This window comes from Aliirhizobium wenxiniae (assembly GCF_019511445.1).
Taxonomy (GTDB): domain Bacteria; phylum Pseudomonadota; class Alphaproteobacteria; order Rhizobiales; family Rhizobiaceae; genus Neorhizobium; species Neorhizobium wenxiniae_A.
Genome location: NZ_JAEUAN010000030.1, coordinates 36,601 through 54,258 on the forward strand (window position 1 = coordinate 36,601; position 17,658 = coordinate 54,258).

General features: G+C 58.3%; 31 protein-coding genes and 1 pseudogene. 1 reads left to right on the forward strand and 31 read right to left on the reverse strand.

Translation table 11 applies throughout. The features are described from left to right. Positions 1 to 21: 21 nt before the first annotated feature. Positions 22 to 432 carry a DUF1801 domain-containing protein gene (locus tag JNB91_RS27080; RefSeq protein ID WP_220328589.1) on the reverse strand — a complete coding sequence of 137 codons (411 nt, stop codon included), beginning with the start codon at positions 430 to 432 and terminating at the stop codon, positions 22 to 24. Between the two features lie 9 nt (positions 433 to 441). Next, positions 442 to 873, reverse strand: a complete 432-nt coding sequence (locus tag JNB91_RS27085) for a DUF1801 domain-containing protein (protein ID WP_220328590.1) — start codon at positions 871 to 873, stop codon at positions 442 to 444. A 61-nt stretch (positions 874 to 934) separates the two neighbouring features. Between JNB91_RS27085 and JNB91_RS30955 the strand changes: the two are divergent. Continuing rightward, positions 935 to 1,069, forward strand: a pseudogene (locus JNB91_RS30955) (DUF817 domain-containing protein); the annotation flags it as partial. Here the strand turns inward: JNB91_RS30955 and JNB91_RS27090 are convergent. The 29 genes from JNB91_RS27090 to tuf form a co-directional block, all read right to left on the reverse strand. Continuing rightward, entirely contained in the window at positions 1,041 to 1,451 is a 411-nt protein-coding gene (locus JNB91_RS27090; protein ID WP_220328591.1) for a ribosomal maturation YjgA family protein, read from the reverse strand. The pseudogene JNB91_RS30955 and the gene JNB91_RS27090 overlap by 29 nt on opposite strands. A gap of 76 nt (positions 1,452 to 1,527) precedes the next feature. Next, positions 1,528 to 1,953, reverse strand: a complete 426-nt coding sequence (rplQ, locus tag JNB91_RS27095) for a 50S ribosomal protein L17 (protein ID WP_220328592.1) — start codon at positions 1,951 to 1,953, stop codon at positions 1,528 to 1,530. A 45-nt stretch (positions 1,954 to 1,998) separates the two neighbouring features. After that, positions 1,999 to 3,009 (reverse strand): DNA-directed RNA polymerase subunit alpha, encoded by a 1,011-nt coding sequence (locus tag JNB91_RS27100; RefSeq protein WP_112510977.1) that lies wholly within the window; start codon positions 3,007 to 3,009, stop codon positions 1,999 to 2,001. Between the two features lie 173 nt (positions 3,010 to 3,182). Beyond that, positions 3,183 to 3,572, reverse strand: coding sequence for a 30S ribosomal protein S11 (rpsK, locus tag JNB91_RS27105; protein ID WP_007766864.1), 390 nt, complete (start codon positions 3,570 to 3,572; stop codon positions 3,183 to 3,185). 122 nt (positions 3,573 to 3,694) lie between these two features. Beyond that, positions 3,695 to 4,063 carry a 30S ribosomal protein S13 gene (rpsM, locus tag JNB91_RS27110; RefSeq protein ID WP_093000503.1) on the reverse strand — a complete coding sequence of 123 codons (369 nt, stop codon included), beginning with the start codon at positions 4,061 to 4,063 and terminating at the stop codon, positions 3,695 to 3,697. 239 nt (positions 4,064 to 4,302) lie between these two features. Further along, on the reverse strand, positions 4,303 to 4,887 hold the full coding sequence (locus JNB91_RS27115) for an adenylate kinase (RefSeq protein ID WP_220328593.1): 585 nt from the start codon (positions 4,885 to 4,887) through the stop codon (positions 4,303 to 4,305). After that, a complete protein-coding gene (gene secY / locus JNB91_RS27120) occupies positions 4,884 to 6,224 on the reverse strand; it encodes a preprotein translocase subunit SecY (RefSeq protein ID WP_220328594.1) in 1,341 nt (446 codons plus the stop codon). Before secY ends, JNB91_RS27115 begins: the two co-directional genes overlap by 4 nt. A gap of 221 nt (positions 6,225 to 6,445) precedes the next feature. After that, complete coding sequence (gene rplO, locus JNB91_RS27125; RefSeq protein WP_220328595.1) at positions 6,446 to 6,925, reverse strand: 50S ribosomal protein L15; 480 nt, start codon at positions 6,923 to 6,925, stop codon at positions 6,446 to 6,448. Positions 6,926 to 6,935: 10 nt separating this feature from the next. After that, positions 6,936 to 7,145: a 50S ribosomal protein L30 gene (rpmD, locus tag JNB91_RS27130; RefSeq protein WP_220328596.1), complete on the reverse strand. Its 210-nt coding sequence runs from the start codon at positions 7,143 to 7,145 to the stop codon at positions 6,936 to 6,938. Between the two features lie 14 nt (positions 7,146 to 7,159). Continuing rightward, a complete protein-coding gene (gene rpsE / locus JNB91_RS27135) occupies positions 7,160 to 7,726 on the reverse strand; it encodes a 30S ribosomal protein S5 (RefSeq protein WP_220328597.1) in 567 nt (188 codons plus the stop codon). A gap of 126 nt (positions 7,727 to 7,852) precedes the next feature. Continuing rightward, positions 7,853 to 8,215 (reverse strand): 50S ribosomal protein L18, encoded by a 363-nt coding sequence (rplR, locus tag JNB91_RS27140; RefSeq protein WP_112510987.1) that lies wholly within the window; start codon positions 8,213 to 8,215, stop codon positions 7,853 to 7,855. Positions 8,216 to 8,227: 12 nt separating this feature from the next. Next, complete coding sequence (gene rplF / locus JNB91_RS27145; RefSeq protein WP_220328598.1) at positions 8,228 to 8,761, reverse strand: 50S ribosomal protein L6; 534 nt, start codon at positions 8,759 to 8,761, stop codon at positions 8,228 to 8,230. 42 nt (positions 8,762 to 8,803) lie between these two features. Next, positions 8,804 to 9,202, reverse strand: a complete 399-nt coding sequence (rpsH, locus tag JNB91_RS27150; RefSeq protein ID WP_220328599.1) for a 30S ribosomal protein S8 — start codon at positions 9,200 to 9,202, stop codon at positions 8,804 to 8,806. Between the two features lie 12 nt (positions 9,203 to 9,214). Further along, entirely contained in the window at positions 9,215 to 9,520 is a 306-nt protein-coding gene (gene rpsN, locus JNB91_RS27155) for a 30S ribosomal protein S14 (protein WP_112454897.1), read from the reverse strand. Between the two features lie 33 nt (positions 9,521 to 9,553). After that, a complete protein-coding gene (rplE, locus tag JNB91_RS27160) occupies positions 9,554 to 10,111 on the reverse strand; it encodes a 50S ribosomal protein L5 (RefSeq protein WP_220328600.1) in 558 nt (185 codons plus the stop codon). Next, positions 10,104 to 10,412, reverse strand: coding sequence for a 50S ribosomal protein L24 (gene rplX / locus JNB91_RS27165; RefSeq protein ID WP_220328601.1), 309 nt, complete (start codon positions 10,410 to 10,412; stop codon positions 10,104 to 10,106). Before rplX ends, rplE begins: the two co-directional genes overlap by 8 nt. A 12-nt stretch (positions 10,413 to 10,424) precedes the next feature. Then, positions 10,425 to 10,793 (reverse strand): 50S ribosomal protein L14, encoded by a 369-nt coding sequence (gene rplN / locus JNB91_RS27170; protein ID WP_003495199.1) that lies wholly within the window; start codon positions 10,791 to 10,793, stop codon positions 10,425 to 10,427. A gap of 233 nt (positions 10,794 to 11,026) precedes the next feature. Then, the gene (rpsQ, locus tag JNB91_RS27175; RefSeq protein ID WP_046792687.1) at positions 11,027 to 11,263 is read right to left on the reverse strand and encodes a 30S ribosomal protein S17; all 237 of its coding nucleotides are present in this window, start codon (positions 11,261 to 11,263) and stop codon (positions 11,027 to 11,029) included. A gap of 11 nt (positions 11,264 to 11,274) precedes the next feature. Continuing rightward, a complete protein-coding gene (gene rpmC / locus JNB91_RS27180) occupies positions 11,275 to 11,475 on the reverse strand; it encodes a 50S ribosomal protein L29 (RefSeq protein ID WP_165220142.1) in 201 nt (66 codons plus the stop codon). Positions 11,476 to 11,487: 12 nt separating this feature from the next. Next, positions 11,488 to 11,901: a 50S ribosomal protein L16 gene (rplP, locus tag JNB91_RS27185; RefSeq protein ID WP_093000489.1), complete on the reverse strand. Its 414-nt coding sequence runs from the start codon at positions 11,899 to 11,901 to the stop codon at positions 11,488 to 11,490. Positions 11,902 to 11,939: 38 nt separating this feature from the next. Next, positions 11,940 to 12,674, reverse strand: a complete 735-nt coding sequence (gene rpsC, locus JNB91_RS27190; protein ID WP_220328602.1) for a 30S ribosomal protein S3 — start codon at positions 12,672 to 12,674, stop codon at positions 11,940 to 11,942. Further along, positions 12,674 to 13,063: a 50S ribosomal protein L22 gene (rplV, locus tag JNB91_RS27195; RefSeq protein ID WP_112511001.1), complete on the reverse strand. Its 390-nt coding sequence runs from the start codon at positions 13,061 to 13,063 to the stop codon at positions 12,674 to 12,676. The genes rpsC and rplV overlap by 1 nt, the downstream gene beginning before the upstream one ends. 2 nt (positions 13,064 to 13,065) lie before the next feature. Continuing rightward, entirely contained in the window at positions 13,066 to 13,344 is a 279-nt protein-coding gene (gene rpsS, locus JNB91_RS27200) for a 30S ribosomal protein S19 (RefSeq protein ID WP_112454903.1), read from the reverse strand. 16 nt (positions 13,345 to 13,360) lie between these two features. Further along, positions 13,361 to 14,194 carry a 50S ribosomal protein L2 gene (rplB, locus tag JNB91_RS27205; protein ID WP_220328603.1) on the reverse strand — a complete coding sequence of 278 codons (834 nt, stop codon included), beginning with the start codon at positions 14,192 to 14,194 and terminating at the stop codon, positions 13,361 to 13,363. Between the two features lie 11 nt (positions 14,195 to 14,205). Further along, positions 14,206 to 14,499, reverse strand: a complete 294-nt coding sequence (locus JNB91_RS27210) for a 50S ribosomal protein L23 (protein ID WP_119939778.1) — start codon at positions 14,497 to 14,499, stop codon at positions 14,206 to 14,208. Then, positions 14,496 to 15,116: a 50S ribosomal protein L4 gene (gene rplD / locus JNB91_RS27215; protein WP_220328604.1), complete on the reverse strand. Its 621-nt coding sequence runs from the start codon at positions 15,114 to 15,116 to the stop codon at positions 14,496 to 14,498. Before rplD ends, JNB91_RS27210 begins: the two co-directional genes overlap by 4 nt. A gap of 13 nt (positions 15,117 to 15,129) precedes the next feature. After that, positions 15,130 to 15,771 carry a 50S ribosomal protein L3 gene (gene rplC, locus JNB91_RS27220; protein ID WP_220328605.1) on the reverse strand — a complete coding sequence of 214 codons (642 nt, stop codon included), beginning with the start codon at positions 15,769 to 15,771 and terminating at the stop codon, positions 15,130 to 15,132. Positions 15,772 to 15,803: 32 nt separating this feature from the next. Continuing rightward, positions 15,804 to 16,112, reverse strand: a complete 309-nt coding sequence (gene rpsJ / locus JNB91_RS27225) for a 30S ribosomal protein S10 (RefSeq protein ID WP_003507767.1) — start codon at positions 16,110 to 16,112, stop codon at positions 15,804 to 15,806. A gap of 315 nt (positions 16,113 to 16,427) precedes the next feature. Next, complete coding sequence (tuf, locus tag JNB91_RS27230; protein ID WP_220328606.1) at positions 16,428 to 17,603, reverse strand: elongation factor Tu; 1,176 nt, start codon at positions 17,601 to 17,603, stop codon at positions 16,428 to 16,430. Positions 17,604 to 17,658: the final 55 nt, after the last annotated feature.

The window sequence follows — 17,658 nt, forward strand, 5'->3', positions numbered from 1 at the left end:
GCCAGCGCGGGTTTTGCCTAATCAGGAGCGGCTTTTCGACTTTGCCTTGGCAGCATTCAGCGCAGCCGCGTTGCGGATCAGCGTCATGAAGGCTTGCTCATCAATCGTTTCGCCTTGCCGCAGGTCGATCGCCCGGCGGGAATTGCCTTCGAGGCTGGCGTTGAAAAGCCCGGACGGATCCTCGACGGACGCTCCCTTGGCGAAGGTCAGCTTGACGACCGCCTTATAGGTCTCTCCGGTGCAGATGATGCCGCCCTTCTCCCATACAGGAACACCACGCCATTTCCACGTCTCGACGACATCCGGGACGGCTTTGCGGATGAGAGCCCGCAAATGAGCCAGCAGTTCTCCCCGCCAGTCGCCGAGTTCCGTTATGCGTTGATCGATCAGGCGAGATGCATCCAGTGGCTTTTCGTCGTCATGGCTGCTCATGGCGTCATCCTATAATTTTTCGCCGGGCAGCAGGCTCGCCTGCCTGATCCAGGTTTCGAGTTGAGCCTCGCTCCATTCGTCGACTTCATGGATATGGAAATAGCGTGTTTCCGGCGTCCGGGAATTTTCCGGCGGAACAGGATCAAGCGACGATCCGCGGAAGAAGGTAAGCTTCACATATCGGTTGAAGCAGTGGAAACCGAGAAACCAGCCCTGCCCTCCGATCCCGTACAAAGGCGTATTCCACTTTACCGCCTTGGCGACTCCTGGAACCGTGCGTTCGACAAGCGCGTCCAGCTTGCGTCCGACATCGCTTTTCCAGCCCGGCATCGCGGCGATGTAGGCTTGCACCGGTTCGTTGCCATAACCTTTCGGAATCTGGGGATTTCCACCCGTCAGAAGCTTCGGCTTGAGTGTACCGGACCTCTTGTTGTCATCCATGAGCCGGGCCTCCTCCCCACCAACAGATGTCAATCATCATAACGCCGCAGATCGCATCGTCTATCCCAACCAGATCGGTGCCTGATCGACGGTGCATATTGGCAAATGGAGTTCCTGGTCGCTGCTGGTGATCATGACCTTCACCATCGTCGCGCATTTGAAACACATCAAACGCCGGATCGACGTTCCCGAGTGAGGCGCAGTTCGATGAGCGCCGCTCCCGCGATGCCCGCGGCATAGGCCAGAATATTCCAGAGCGAGAAGACGCGCCCGAGCAAGAGCTTGCCGGCCGTGGTCAGCCGGAAGGTGTCGAGCGTGGGCGTGTGGTAGAGGCGGGAGAATTCGACGGTCATTGCGATGGCCAAGGCAATCAGCGCAACAAGCCCAGCCCTCGCCGAGCCCGACAGAACCCCAACGAGCAGGAAAACCATGGCTCCCCAGAGAATGGAGCCGCCGTATTTGACGACCGAAAACGGCATGCCGAGATCATAGCCGAAACGGCGCAGTGCAAGGCCTGCAGCGATCACCACGAGAACAGCGACAGCGCGCCCGATACGCTTCGATAGCCTGCCCGTCATCAACGCTCCTCACCCCCTGGCAAAAGAAAAGGCCGGGCGTTTCCACCCGGCCTTAGAATTCTCGATCGAAGATCGATTAAGCGGCTTCAGCAGCTTCTGCTTCAGCGGCAACGCGAGCCTTGTCGGCTGCGCCCTTGGCAGTGACGTCGCGTTCAACGAACTCGATGACTGCGAGCGGAGCGTTGTCGCCCTGACGATAGCCAGCCTTCATGATACGCAGGTAGCCGCCGTTGCGGGTTGCGTAACGGGAAGCGATGACGTCGAACAGCTTGCGAACGGCGTCCTGGTCCTGAACCTGCGAGATCGCCTGACGACGAGCGTGCAGATCGCCGCGCTTGCCGAGAGTTACGAGCTTCTCGACGATCGGGCGAATTTCCTTCGCCTTCGGCAGGGTGGTTACGATCTGCTCATGGGTGATGAGCGATGCGGCCATGTTGGTGAACATAGCCTTACGGTGGCTTGCGGTGCGGTTAAGCTTGCGGCCTGCTTTTGCGTGGCGCATGTCTGGTCTCCTTCACTTGCAGGCATTCGCCTGCAGTCTGATTAATTAGTATTGGTCTTCGTAACGCTTAGCGAGATCTTCGATGTTTTCCGGCGGCCATGCAGGAACTTCCATACCAAGATGGAGGCCCATGGATGCCAGAACTTCCTTGATCTCGTTCAGCGACTTGCGACCAAAGTTAGGAGTACGGAGCATTTCCGCCTCGGTCTTCTGGATGAGGTCGCCGATATAAACGATGTTGTCGTTCTTCAGGCAGTTGGCCGAACGGACGGAAAGTTCCAGTTCGTCGACCTTCTTGAGGAGTGCCGGGTTGAACGCGAGTTCAGTGACGGACTCTTCTTCCTGTTCCTTCTGCGGCTCGTCGAAGTTGACGAAGACCGACAGCTGGTCCTGAAGAATGCGTGCGGCGAAGGCTACGGCGTCTTCACCAGTGACCGAACCATCGGTTTCGATGGTCATGGTCAGCTTGTCGTAGTCGAGAACCTGGCCTTCGCGGGTGTTTTCCACCTTGTAGGACACTTTCTTGACCGGCGAGTAGAGGCTATCGACCGGGATGAGACCGATCGGGGCATCCTCAGCACGGTTACGCTCGGCCGGGACGTAACCCTTGCCGTTGTTGACCGTGAATTCCATGCGGATCTCAGCGCCGTCGTCCAACGTGCAGATCACGTGGTCGGGGTTCAGGATCTCGATGTCGCCAACCGTCTGGATGTCACCAGCGGTAACAGCGCCCGGGCCCTGCTTGCGCACGACCATGCGCTTCGGGTCATCGCCGTCCATCTTGATGGCGATTTCCTTGATGTTGAGCACGATGTCCGTCACATCTTCCCGAACGCCCGGGATAGAGGAGAACTCATGCAGGACGCCGTCGATCTGGACAGCCGTGACGGCTGCACCGCGGAGCGACGACAGAAGCACGCGACGAAGCGCGTTGCCGAGCGTCAGGCCGAAGCCGCGCTCAAGAGGTTCAGCAACAAGCGTTGCCTTGGTACGACCGGACGAGGTGAATTCCACCTTGTTCGGCTTAATCAGTTCCTGCCAGTTCTTCTGGATCATGACCTATACCTTCCGTTCGTTGCCACCATCCAATCGTGGCAACCGAGCACGAGGAACACCGAAAGTAACCCTCCGGCGATACGGTGAAAGCCGCCTCGGCCCCTGCAGGAGACAAAGCGGCTATTACCGAGTTCAGATGGTGCTCGCTTGAAAAGCGAGCACCAATACGTCCATTAGACGCGGCGCTTCTTGCGCGGGCGGCAGCCGTTGTGCGGGATCGGCGTGACGTCGCGGATGGAAGTGATCATGAAACCGGCAGCCTGGAGAGCACGAAGAGCCGATTCACGGCCGGAACCCGGGCCGCAAACTTCAACTTCGAGCGACTTCATGCCGTGTTCCTGAGCCTTCTTGGCGCAGTCTTCAGCGGCGATCTGAGCAGCAAACGGGGTCGACTTACGCGAACCCTTGAAGCCCTTTGCACCGGCAGACGACCAGGCAATAGCATTGCCCTGCGCGTCGGTGATGGTGATCATGGTGTTGTTGAAGGTAGAATTGACGTGGGCAACGCCCGACGTGATATTCTTGCGTTCGCGACGACGAACGCGGGTGGCTTCCTTGGCCATTTTATCCCTTTCGTTGATCTCTGCACCGCCGTAGTTCCAGCGGCTCCACCTTGAGAGGCAGTAGGTTTTAGGCAGCAAACAATTGGGCTTTCACCCAATGCCTATTGGCTAATGCCTCAGAATTACTTCTTCTTACCGGCGATTGCCTTGGCCGGACCCTTGCGGGTACGAGCGTTGGTGTGGGTGCGCTGACCGCGGACCGGAAGGCCACGACGGTGACGCAGACCACGGTAGCAACCGAGATCCATGAGGCGCTTGATGTTCATCGCAGTTTCGCGACGAAGATCACCCTCGACGGCGTAGTCGCGGTCAATGGTTTCGCGGATCTGAAGAATTTCAGAGTCCGTCAGCTGATGGACGCGCTTTTCAGCCGGAAGACCGACCTTGTCCATGATTTCCTGCGCAAATTTCGGGCCGATCCCGTGAATGTAGGTCAGCGCGATAACAACGCGCTTCGCAGTCGGGATGTTGACGCCAGCGATACGTGCCACGTCTATTCTCCTTCGTTCCGGTTGCCATCCGGCAAGCGGTACTTTCCATGATAGCAGCCTGATCAAGGCCACCAGTTCAACAACACCAAACGAGACAGGTCAAAACGACCAGCCCCGGATATCCTTGCGGAAATCCGCGCCAATCGCTCAAATCTGTCGCGAGTTGGCGCGGTGTTTAACGGAATCAGCGCTGAATTGCAACCGCCGAGCCCGAGATTCTTTAACAGACCTATGACAGCTCAAAGAGCCGACAAGGTCTTTTCGATTTCGGCGGTCACAGCCTTCACATCAGCCATGCCATCGATCGTCTTCAACTGGCCGGTCGATTCGTAATGAGCCGAGAGCGGAGCAGTCTTTTCACGATATTCAACCAGACGCTTCTTGAAGGCTTCCGGCATATCGTCGGCGCGAACCTTGCCGCCAGCGGCAATGGTTTCGGCCACGCGGTTTTCGATTCGGCCCATCAGAGCCCCCTCGTCCACCTTCAGTTCAATGACTGCATCCAGAGGGCAGCCCTTTTCCTGCAGCATCTTTTCCAGCGCGATGGCCTGGGGCACGGTGCGCGGATAGCCATCGAGGATGAAACCATTCGAACAGTCGTCGAGATCGATGCGCTCGGCGACGATGGCATTGACGATATCGTCGGACACCAGTTGGCCGGCATCCATGACCGCCTTCGCCTTCAGACCGATCTCGGTACCTGCTTCCTTGGCAGCACGAAGCATGTCACCCGTGGAAAGCTGCGGAATGCCGTATTTCTCAGTCAGCAGCTTTGCCTGCGTACCCTTACCGGCGCCGGGTGGCCCCAAGAATATAAGTCTCATCGTCCCCTCTTTCCTCCGCGCAGTTTCGACTTCTTGATCAGACCCTCATACTGCTGCGCAATGAGATGTCCTTGAATCTGTGCAACCGTATCGAGGGTTACACTGACAACGATCAAAAGCGAAGTACCACCAAGGGCTAATGGCACGCCCGTGCGGGCGATCAGAAACTCTGGCAGAATGCAGACGAAGACGAGGTAGATCGCACCGATAACTGTGATGCGGGTCAGTACATAGTCAATATATTCGGCGGTCCGTTCGCCCGGACGAATGCCCGGAATGAAACCACCGTGTTTCTTCAGGTTGTCGGCTGTGTCCTTCGGATTGAAGACAATGGCCGTGTAGAAGAAGGCAAAGAAGGCGATCAGCAGGCCGTAAAGCAGCATGAACAGCGGCTGGCCATGGCCGAGGGCAGCAATGGCAGCGGTTGCCCATGCAGGCAGGTCGGAATTGCCTGCGAAGCCAGCAGCCGTTGCGGGAAGCAAGAGCAGCGACGAGGCAAAGATCGCCGGAATAACACCGGACGTGTTGAGCTTGAGCGGCAGGTGCGAAGTATCGCCCTGGAACATGCGGTTGCCGACCTGACGCTTCGGATACTGGATCAGAAGACGACGCTGGGCACGCTCGACGAAAACGATCAGGCCGATGACGAAAATCGCGACGAGAATCACGGCCAGGATAAGGCCGGTCGACAGAGCGCCGGTACGGCCGAGTTCCAGCGTGCCGGCGAGAGCCGACGGAAGACCTGCAGCAATACCTGCGAAGATGATCAGCGAAATGCCGTTGCCGATGCCGCGCGAGGTGATCTGCTCACCCAGCCACATCAGGAACATGGTACCGCCGAGAAGCGTGACCACGGTCGACAGACGGAAGAACATGCCGGGATCGTTGACGATGCCCTGCCCGCTCTCGAGACCGGCGGCAATGCCGTAGGCCTGAAGCGTGCCGAGGATAACCGTGCCGTAACGAGTGTACTGGTTAATGATCTTGCGGCCGGCTTCGCCTTCCTTTTTCAAGGCTTCGAGCGAAGGAACGACAGAGGTCATCAGCTGCACGATGATCGACGCGGAAATATACGGCATGATGCCGAGCGCAAAGATCGCCATACGCTCGACAGCGCCGCCGGCAAACATGTTGAAAAGACCAAGAATACCGCCAGCCTGGCCGCGGAAGGCCTGCGCATAGGCTTCAGGGTTCAGGCCCGGAAGCGGAATATGCGTGCCGAGGCGATAAACGAGGAGAGCAGCGAGGGTAAACCACAGCCGCTTCTTGAGATCCTCTGCCTTGGCGAAGGTCGAAAAATTGAGATTAGAGGCAAGTTGTTCCGCTGCAGACGCCATGCGTTTCTCCGCCCGATCACCTCCCCCGGCGCAAAATGCCTGGTCGGAAAAGTGGTCGCAAATTCTGGTTCAAAAAACCGGGCGCGGAGATTGCGGGAGCAATCGGGTGCCTCACCCTGTTTTCATGTGATCGGCGCCCATTGGGGCCGCCAAATCGTGAGGCTCACATATGGACATAAAATCGCCCGGTGTGAAGCACACACCGGGCGATTTTAAACGTTTTACTCAGCTGCAGCTTCAGCAACAGCGAGAAGCTTGACGGAACCGCCAGCCTTTTCGATCTTTTCGACGGCAGCCTTCGAGGCACCGGCAACTTCGATCGCAAGCTTTGCCTTCAGTTCGCCGTCGGACAGAACGCGAACGCCGTCCTTTTCGCGACGGATAACGCCGGCAGCCTTGAGAGCTGCCGCATCAACCGTTGCCTTGGCGTCGAGCTTGCCAGCATCGATCGCGGTCTGGATACGGCCGAGCGAAACGGTGACGTATTCAGAAGCGAAGATGTTGTTGAAGCCGCGCTTCGGCAGGCGACGGTAGATTGGCATCTGACCGCCTTCGAAGCCGTTGATGGCAACGCCGGAACGGGCCTTCTGACCCTTGACGCCGCGACCACCGGTCTTGCCCTTGCCGGAACCGATACCACGACCTACGCGGATACGGTCCTTGGACGAACCTTCGTTGTCCTTGATCTCATTCAGTTTCATGATCAAACCCTCACTTCTCGTCGACGACGCGGACGAGATGCTGAACGGCCCGGATCATGCCACGAACGGAAGGCGTATCTTCCAGCGTGCGAACCCGGTGCATCTTGTTGAGGCCCAGACCGACCAGCGTTGCGCGCTGGATAGCCGGACGGCGAATAGGCGAACCGATCTGCTCGACCGTGATCGTCTTTGCTTCAGTCTTCTTCGTAGCCTTAGCCATGGGTCAGACTCCTCTTATTCTTCCGACGCATTGCCGGAAGCGGCACGGCGAGCCTGCAGCGTAGCATACTTCATGCCGCGCTGTGCTGCGATGTCCTTCGGATGCACCTGGTGCTTGAGAGCGTCGAACGTTGCACGGATCATGTTGTACGGGTTCGACGAACCGGTCGACTTTGCAACGACGTCGTGCATGCCGAGGGTTTCGAAAACTGCACGCATCGGGCCACCGGCGATGATACCGGTACCGGCCTTTGCGGAGCGCAGCAGAACCTTGCCGGCGCCGTGACGGCCATGAACGTCGTGATGCAGCGTACGGCCGTCACGCAGCGGTACGAAGATCAGATCGCGCTTTGCAGATTCGGTTGCCTTGCGGATGGCTTCCGGCACTTCGCGTGCCTTGCCATGACCGAAGCCAACGCGACCCTTCTGGTCGCCAACGACGACGAGAGCAGCAAAACCGAAACGACGGCCGCCCTTGACGACCTTGGCGACGCGGTTGATCGCGACCAGCTTGTCGACGAATTCGCTATCGCGCTCTTCACGGGCCTGACGATCGTCGCGGCCCTTTCTTTCCTGTGCCATTGTCCTTGTCCTTTTTCTTTTGCGGGTAGAACGGCAGGTTAAAGATAACCCGGAGAAATCCGGGCGGTGCGGAGAAACCGCAATTTCGCCCGGCCTCCCCTATCGAGGGAAACCGGGCGAAAATTCTTAGAAGCTCAGACCGCCTTCGCGGGCAGCTTCAGCAAGTGCCTTGATGCGGCCGTGGTAGATGAAGGCGCCGCGATCGAACACGACTTCCTTCACGCCAGCCTTGGAGGCGCGCTCTGCAACCAGCTTGCCGACGGCAGCAGCTGCTGCAACGTCCGCGCCGGTCTTCAGCGACTTGCGCAAGTCGGCGTCGAGCGTGGAGGCTGCAGCAAGCGTGCGGCCGGCCACATCGTCGATGACCTGTACGTAGATGTTCTTGGACGAGCGGTGAACCGACAGACGCGGACGGCCATTTGCGACCTTCTTGATCTGACGGCGAACACGGCTCGCACGCTTGGTGAGTGCTTCTTTCCGAGTAGCCATTGTTCCGCGTCCTTACTTCTTCTTGCCTTCCTTGCGGACGATCCGTTCCTCGGCGTACTTGACGCCTTTGCCCTTGTAGGGCTCGGGACCGCGGTATTCGCGGATTTCCGCTGCAACCTGACCGACCTGCTGCTTGTTGATGCCGGAGACGATGATTTCCGTCGGCTTCGGCACGGCAATGGTGATGCCCTCAGGGGCTTCGTAGACTACGTCGTGGGAAAAACCGAGAGCCAGCTGCAGGTTCTTGCCCTGCATGGCCGCGCGGTAACCGACGCCGTTGATTTCGAGCTTGCGCTCGTAACCGTCCTTAACGCCCTTGAAGATGTTCTCAACCATCGTGCGGGACATGCCCCACTTGGAACGAGCATCCTTGGAATCGTTGACCGGGGTCACCGAAACAGCGTTGTCATTCAGCTCAACCTTGACTTCGTCGTTAGCAACGAAGACGAGTTCGCCCTTCGGGCCCTTCGCGGTGATCTTCTGGCCGTCGACCGAAGCCGTTACGCCTGCAGGAACCGGAACGGGCTTTTTACCGATACGAGACATTTTGTTATCCTGTCTGTCCGTTATGGAGATCCTTGCCCAGTCTTAGAAGACCGAGCAAAGAACCTCGCCGCCTACGTTCTGTTCGCGAGCCTGGTGATCGGCCATCACGCCCTTCGGGGTCGAAAGGATGGTGATGCCGAGGCCGTTCGCGACCTGCGGAATGGACTTGACCGAGACATAAACTCGGCGGCCCGGCTTGGAAACGCGGCCGATCTCACGGATCACGGATGCGCCTTCGTAGTACTTCAGTTCGATTTCGATTTCGGACTTGCCGTTACCGTGATCGGTCTGAGTGTAGCCGCGGATGTAGCCTTCAGCCTGCAGAACATCCAGGACACGAGCGCGCAGGCGCGAAGCCGGCGTCGTGACGGAGTTCTTGCGGCGGGAAGCGCCGTTGCGGATACGGGTGAGCATATCGCCCAGGGGATCAGTCATGGTCATCGAACGATCTCCTTACCAGCTCGACTTAACAATACCCGGCACCTTGCCGAGGTTGCCCAGCTCACGAAGCGCGATACGCGACATCTTGAGCTTGCGATAGAAAGCGCGCGGACGACCGGTGACTTCGCAACGGTTGCGGATACGCGTCTTCGAGCCATCGCGCGGCAGGGAAGCGAGCTTGATAGTTGCCTTGAACCGTTCTTCGATCGGAAGTTCCTGGTTCATGATGGTTGCCTTCAATGCAGCGCGCTTGGCGGCATGGTCGGCGACCGTCTTGCGGCGGCGCTTGTTCTTTTCAACTGCGCTGGTCTTCGCCATATCGTAGTTCCTTTTTAACGCTCGTCGTTACGGTTACGCACGGAACGGGAAGTTGAACTCTTTCAGAAGAGCCCGAGCTTCGTCGTCGTTCGTAGCCGTCGTGCAAACGATGATGTCCATGCCCCACATCTGATCAACCTTGTCGTAGTTGATTTCCGGGAACACAATGTGCTCCTTGAGGCCCATGGCGAAGTTGCCACGACCATCAAAGGACTTCGGATTCAGGCCGCGGAAGTCGCGAACGCGCGGAAGCGCGATGTTGACCAGGCGATCCATGAATTCATACATGCGGGCGCCGCGGAGAGTAACCTTCGCGCCGATCGGCATCTGTTCACGAACCTTGAAGCCTGCAATCGAGTTGCGAGCGCGCGTGATAACCGGCTTCTGGCCAGCGATCGCAGCGAGGTCGGCAGCAGCAATCGTGGGCTTCTTGGAGTCGGCAGTTGCCTCGCCCACGCCCATGTTGATGACGATCTTGTCAACCTTCGGGATCATCATCTCGTTAGCGAACGAGAACTGCTCCTGAAGTGCTGCACGGATGCGGGTGACGTATTCGGTCTTGAGCCGCGGCTCGTAATTTGCCTCAGCCATCGATGACATCTCCCGTACGCTTGGCTACACGCACCTTCTTACCGTCGACAACGGAGAAACCAACGCGGGTCGGCTTACCGTCTTTCGCAGCAACTGCGATGTTCGACAGGTGGATGGATGCTTCCTTGTTGATGATGCCAGCTTCCTGCGTCTGAGTCTGACGCTGATGGCGCTTCACCATGTTGATGCCACGGACGACCGCACGGTCTTCCTTCGGCAGAACCTGGAGAACTTCACCGGTACGGCCCTTGTCCTTGCCGGTAAGTACGACGACGTTGTCGCCCTTCTTGATCTTCTGCATGGGTCCCGCTCCTTACAGTACTTCTGGAGCCAGCGAGATGATCTTCATGTGGTTCTTGGCGCGAAGTTCGCGCGGAACCGGTCCGAAGATACGGGTGCCGATCGGCTCTTTCTTGTTGTCGATGAGAACCGCTGCGTTGTTATCGAAGCGGATGACGCTGCCGTCGGCGCGACGGATGTCTTTAGCGGTACGCACAACAACCGCCTTCATCACGTCACCCTTCTTCACGCGGCCACGCGGAATAGCTTCCTTGATCGAAACGACGATAATGTCGCCGACCGAAGCGTATTTACGCTTGGAGCCGCCCAGCACCTTGATGCACATGACACGACGTGCGCCGGAATTATCCGCCACGTCGAGGTTTGTTTGCATCTGAATCATGTCAGGTCGCCTTTTTCTAATGACCGGAACACCACACACAAAAGCGCGTGGAGCCGGCTATGAACAGATTTTCAGTGTGCGCGGGATGGGTCTTGCCAAGGTGGTTTCCCTGAAAGGGACCTTCCGTGCGCTCAAAGCAAAAGAACGCCCGTTTCCGAGCGTTCGACGCCAGTGGCGTGCTTCATACAGGATTCTCCGCCAGACGCAAGGGCCTGGCGGAAATTACTGTCTTGTTAAGCCTGGGCGGCAATTACCGTCCAGCGCTTGTCCTTGGAGATCGGTGCGCATTCCTCGATGGAAACGACATCACCAACCTTGTACTGGTTGTTTTCGTCATGGGCCTTGTACTTCTTGGACCGACGAACGGTCTTCTGAAGCAGAGGGTGAGCGAAGCGGCGCTCGACGCGGACAACAACGGTCTTCTCGTTCTTGTCGGAAACGACAACGCCCTGCAGAATGCGTTTTGGCATATTATTCTTCCTTAGGCCTTGGCTTCTGCCGCCTTCTGGCGGGCAATGGTTTTCACGCGAGCGATGTCCTTGCGAACTTCAGTGATACGCGAGGACTTCTCGAGCTGGCCGGTGGCCTTCTGGAAGCGCAGGTTGAACTGCTCCTTCTTGAGCTCGGCGAGCTTGTCCTTGAGCTGGTCGGCGCTGAGGCCGCGTACTTCTTCGGCTTTCATCGTGCCTTCTCCTTACTCTGCGATGCGCTGAACGAAGCGCGTCGTGACCGAGAGCTTGGCAGAACCGAGGCGCAGTGCCTCGCGCGCGATTTCTTCCGAAACGCCGTCGATCTCGAACATGATACGACCAGGCTTGACCTTGCAAGCCCAGTATTCAACCGAACCCTTACCCTTACCCATACGGACTTCCGTAGGCTTTGCAGTAACCGGGACGTCAGGGAAGACGCGGATCCATACTCGACCCGCGCGCTTCATATAACGGGTGATCGCGCGGCGGGCCGCTTCGATCTCGCGAGCGTTCACGCGGTTCGGTTCCTGAGCCTTCAGGCCGAATTCGCCGAATGCCAGGTCAAAGCCGCCCTTTGCGACGCCCTTGATGCGGCCCTTGAACTGCTTGCGATACTTGGTACGCTTTGGCTGCAACATTTTCTTACTTCTCCGAGCTTATCTTTCGCCAGCGATAATCAAGCGTTTTCGCGTTCGCGGCGACGATCGCCACGATCACGGTCGCGGCTTGCCGGACCCTGCGCATCGCCTTCCAGCGCGCGACGTTCGGAAGCCATCGGATCGTGCTCAAGGATTTCGCCCTTGAAGATCCAGACCTTGATGCCGCAAATACCGAATGCGGTTTCGGCTTCAGCCGTACCGTAGTCGATGTCTGCACGCAGCGTGTGAAGCGGAACGCGGCCTTCGCGGTACCATTCGGTACGAGCGATTTCCGCGCCACCAAGACGGCCGGCGCAGGTGATCTTGATGCCTTCGGCGCCAAGACGCATTGCGGACTGAACAGCGCGCTTCATCGCACGGCGGAAAGCCACGCGGCGTTCGAGCTGCTGAGCGATCGACTGGGCAACCAGCGTCGCGTCAACTTCCGGCTTGCGCACTTCAACGATGTTGAGGTGCGTTTCGGAGTTGGTCATCGTAGCAATCTTCTTGCGAAGCTTCTCGATGTCCGCACCCTTCTTGCCGATGATCAGACCCGGGCGAGCCGAGTGGATCGTAACGCGGCACTTCTTGTGCGGACGCTCGATGACGACCTTCGCGATACCGGCCTGCTTCAGTTCCTGCATGAGGTATGCACGGATCTTCAGGTCTTCGTGGAGCAGCTGGCCGTATTCCGAGTTATCGGCGAACCAACGGCTGTCCCAGGTGCGGTTAATGCCGAGGCGGAAACCGATCGGATTAATTTTCTGGCCCATTATGCGGCCTCCCCTTTTTCCTCGACTTCGCGAACGACGATCGTCAGATGCGCGAACGGCTTTTCAATGCGCGATGCGCGGCCGCGACCACGAGCGTGGAAACGCTTCATGGTGATCGACTTGCCGACGTAAGCTTCCGCTACGATCAGGCTGTCGACGTCGAGGTCATGGTTGTTTTCAGCGTTGGCGATAGCAGACTCGAGGGTCTTCTTCACCGTGCCGGAGATGCGCTTGCGCGAGAACTCGAGTTCTGCGAGAGCGCGCTCTACCTTCTTGCCGCGGATCATGGCGGCAACCAGGTTCAGCTTCTGCGGGCTGACGCGAAGCGTACGGGCTACTGCCTGTGCTTCATTGTCCTTCAGCCGGCGTTCGGTCTTTGCCTTGGCCATGATTACTTCCTCTTCGCTTTCTTGTCCGCGCCGTGACCGTAATAGGTCCGGGTGGGAGCGAATTCACCGAACTTGTGACCGACCATGTCTTCGTTGACATTAACCGGGATGTGCTTCGAGCCATTGTAGACGCCGAAGGTGAGACCGACGAACTGCGGCAGGATGGTGGAGCGACGGCTCCACATCTTGATCACTTCGTTGCGGCCGCCTTCACGTACCTTCTCAGCCTTGGCGAGAAGATAGCCGTCAACAAACGGACCTTTCCATACTGAACGAGCCATTGAACGACTTCCTCTCTTACTTCTTCACGTGGCGCGAGCGCATGATGAACTTGTCCGTGGACTTGTTCGAACGTGTGCGCTTGCCCTTGGTGGGCTTGCCCCAAGGCGAAACCGGATGACGGCCACCCGAGGTACGGCCTTCACCACCACCGTGCGGGTGGTCGACCGGGTTCATGACAACGCCGCGGTTATGCGGACGCTTGCCGCGCCATACGGTGCGGCCGGCCTTGCCGTCGTTGATGTTGCCGTGATCCGGGTTGGAAACGGCGCCAACGGAGGCGAGGCAAGAACCCGGAACGAGGCGCTGCTCGCCAGAGTTCAGACGAAGGATAGCCATGCCGGCGTCACGGCCGACCAGCTGTACGTAGGTGCCTGCAGAGCGAGCGATCTGACCGCCCTTGCCCGGCTTCATTTCGACGTTATGAACGATCGAACCAACCGGAATGTACTGCAGGGGCATGGTGTTGCCCGGCTTGACGTCGACAGCCTTGTTGGAAGCGATGACCTTGTCGCCGGCAGCAAGACGCTGCGGAGCGATAATGTAGGCCTGTTCGCCGTCCGTGTAGGTGACGAGCGCGATGAACGCGGTGCGGTTCGGGTCGTATTCCAGACGCTCGACCGTGCCTTCAACGTCGAACTTACGACGCTTGAAGTCGACCAGGCGGTAGGTACGCTTGTGACCGCCGCCGATGAAGCGGGCGGTGATGCGACCGTTGTTGTTACGGCCGCCGCTCTTGGACAGACCTTCCGTCAGCGCCTTGACCGGCTTGCCCTTCCACAGGCCCGAACGGTCGACGATGACCAGCTGACGCTGGCTCGGGGTCGTCGGATTATAGCTTTTCAATGCCATTTTTCTTTACCTCAGAGACCGGTGGAGATGTCGATCGTCTGACCTTCGGCCAGGGTGACAACAGCCTTCTTGACGTCCTTCTGCTTACCGATGAAGCCCTTGAAGCGCTTCGTCTTGCCCAAACGGACCAGCGTATTGACGGCAGTGACCTTCACACCGAAGAGAGCTTCTACGGCAGCCTTGATTTCCGGCTTCGAAGCAGTCTTGGCAACGTTGAAGACAACCTGATTCTGCTCAGACAGCAGGGTCGACTTTTCGGTGATCGAGGGAGATACGATCACATCATAGTGGCGAATATCGGTCACTTGAAACGCTCCTCGAGGGCTTCAACCGCTGCCTTGGAAAGCACGAGCTTGCCACGACGCAGGATGTCGTAAACGTTGATGCCCTGAACCGGCAGAACATCGATGTTCGGGATGTTCTGGGCTGCGAGCTTGAAGTTGTTGTCGAGTTCGGCACCACCGATAACCAGGGCATTGGTCAGGCCGAGCGACGCGAACGTGCCGACGAGAGCCTTGGTCTTTGCTTCCGTCGCGACCAGGTCGTCGATGACGATCAGGTCTTCAGACTTCAGCTTGGCAGAGAGCGCGTGACGCAGAGCCAGAGCGCGAACCTTCTTCGGCAGGTCGAAGGCGTGGCTGCGGGAAACCGGGCCGTGAGCCTTACCACCACCGCGGAACTGCGGAGCGCGAGCCGAATGGTGACGAGCGCGGCCCGTACCCTTCTGCTTGAACATCTTGGCGCCGGTGCGGGAAATTTCACCGCGGGTCAGCGACTGATGCGTGCCCTGCTGCTTCTTGGCAAGCTGGTAGCGAACCATACGAGCGAGGATGTCCTCGCGTGGGTCGAGGCCGAAAATCGCGTCGGACAGGGAGACCTTGCCGGCGTCTTTTCCCTCGAGGGTCTTGACGTTGAATTCCATGATAATGGCTCCCTTACTTCGCAGCCGACTTGACGGCGTCGCGAACAACGATCCAGGCGCCCTTGGAGCCGGGGACGGCACCCTTGACGAGGATCAGGCCGCGGCCTTCATCGGTGGACACGACTTCGAGGTTCTGGGTGGTGATACGGGTCGAACCCATGTGACCAGCCATACGCTTGCCCTTCCAGACCTTGCCCGGATCCTGGTTGTTACCAGTCGAACCGTGCGAACGGTGCGACACGGAAACACCGTGGGTAGCGCGCAGACCACCGAAGTTGTGGCGCTTCATGGCGCCGGCAAAGCCCTTACCGATCGAGGTACCAGTCACGTCGACCAGCTGACCGGCCGCAAAGTGATCAGCCTTCAGCTCGGTGCCGACTTCGATCATGTTGTCTTCAGAAACGCGAAACTCGACGAGCTTCGACTTCGGCTCGACGTTTGCAGCAGCAAAGTTGCCACGCATAGCCTTGGAGGTGTTCTTCACCTTGGCAACGCCTGCACCGAGCTGAACAGCAGTATAGCCGTTCTTCTCTACGGTGCGGTGTGCAACGACCTGGCAGCTGTCGAGACGCAATACGGTAACCGGGATATGCTCGCCGGCGTCGTTATAGACGCGGGTCATTCCCACCTTTTGTGCAATTACACCTGAACGCATCGGTTCAATCCTTCCAAATCGGCTCTGATCGCTCAGAGCTTGATCTCAACATCGACGCCGGCGGCGAGGTCGAGCTTCATCAGCGCGTCCACCGTCTGCGGTGTCGGGTCAACGATATCGAGGAGGCGCTTATGCGTGCGCATCTCGAACTGCTCGCGGCTCTTCTTATCGACGTGGGGGGACCGGTTTACCGTAAACTTCTCGATGCGGGTCGGAAGCGGAACGGGGCCCCGGACACTTGCTCCGGTGCGCTTCGCCGTCGACACGATCTCGCGCGTAGAAGCGTCGAGAATCCGATGATCGAATGCCTTAAGGCGAATGCGGATATTTTGGCCGTTCATTCGACGTTATCCTTGTTTTCTGTTCTCCCGAAGCCAAACGTGATGGCACGGGTTGTTCGTTTACCTAAGGCGGATCACCGGTTTCAAAGATCGAAGAGGGCACCGCTTCCAGCAGGCACCCCATTCCAGTCTTCAGGCCCGAAGGCCCACCTTAAATTCTTGTGCAACTTCCTGAATCGCCAAAGCGAAGCAGGCGCAAATCGCGCTTGGGCGCCATTTGCAATGTTTTTGTGTCATAAGCAAGTCGCAATAAGCCACATGCTTAAAAAAAATGAAGCGGGCGGTATCTTAAAGATACCGCCCTGCCCCTATCGATTACTCGATGATCGAAGCGACGATGCCGGCGCCGACGGTACGGCCGCCTTCGCGGATAGCGAAGCGCAGCTTTTCTTCCATCGCGATCGGAACGATCAGTTCAACAGCAACCGTGACGTTGTCGCCCGGCATAACCATTTCCGTGCCTTCCGGCAGCGAAACGATACCGGTAACGTCCGTCGTGCGGAAGTAGAACTGCGGACGGTAGTTGGTGAAGAACGGAGTATGACGGCCGCCTTCTTCCTTCGTCAGGATGTAGGCTTCTGCCATGAACTTCTTGTGCGGCTTGACAGAACCCGGCTTGCACAGGATCTGGCCACGCTCAACGCCGTTACGGTCAACGCCGCGAACCAGTGCACCGATGTTGTCGCCGGCCTGGCCCTGGTCGAGCAGCTTGCGGAACATTTCAACGCCGGTAACCGTCGTCTTCGAGGTGGCCTTGATGCCGACGATTTCGACTTCTTCGCCAACCTTGACGATACCGCGCTCAACGCGACCCGTCACAACCGTACCACGACCCGAGATCGAGAACACGTCTTCGATCGGCATCAGGAACGGCTGGTCGATCGGACGCTCAGGCGTCGGGATGTAGGCGTCAACCTGAGCCATCAGCTCGCGAACGGCGTCTTCACCGATGGTCTTGTTCGAGTCTTCAAGAGCGGCCAGAGCCGAACCCTTGACGACCGGAACTTCGTCGCCCGGGAAGTCGTAGGACGACAGAAGTTCGCGAACTTCGAGTTCTACGAGCTCGAGCAGTTCTGCGTCGTCAACCTGATCGACCTTGTTGAGGAACACGACCAGAGCCGGAACGCCAACCTGACGAGCAAGCAGGATGTGCTCGCGGGTCTGCGGCATCGGGCCGTCGGCTGCCGAGCAAACCAGGATCGCGCCGTCCATCTGGGCTGCGCCGGTGATCATGTTCTTGACGTAGTCGGCGTGGCCGGGGCAGTCAACGTGAGCGTAGTGGCGGTTCGGCGTCTCATACTCAACGTGGGCCGTCGAGATGGTGATGCCGCGTGCCTTTTCTTCCGGAGCAGCGTCGATCTGGTCATACGCCTTGAATTCACCGAAAAACTTCGTGATCGCAGCCGTCAAAGACGTCTTGCCGTGGTCAACGTGACCGATCGTGCCGATGTTGACGTGAGGCTTATTGCGCTCAAACTTGCTCTTTGCCATTGCAGGCTCTCCATTTTATGTGGGCCATTTCAGGCCCTAATTCTTGTGTGATCGC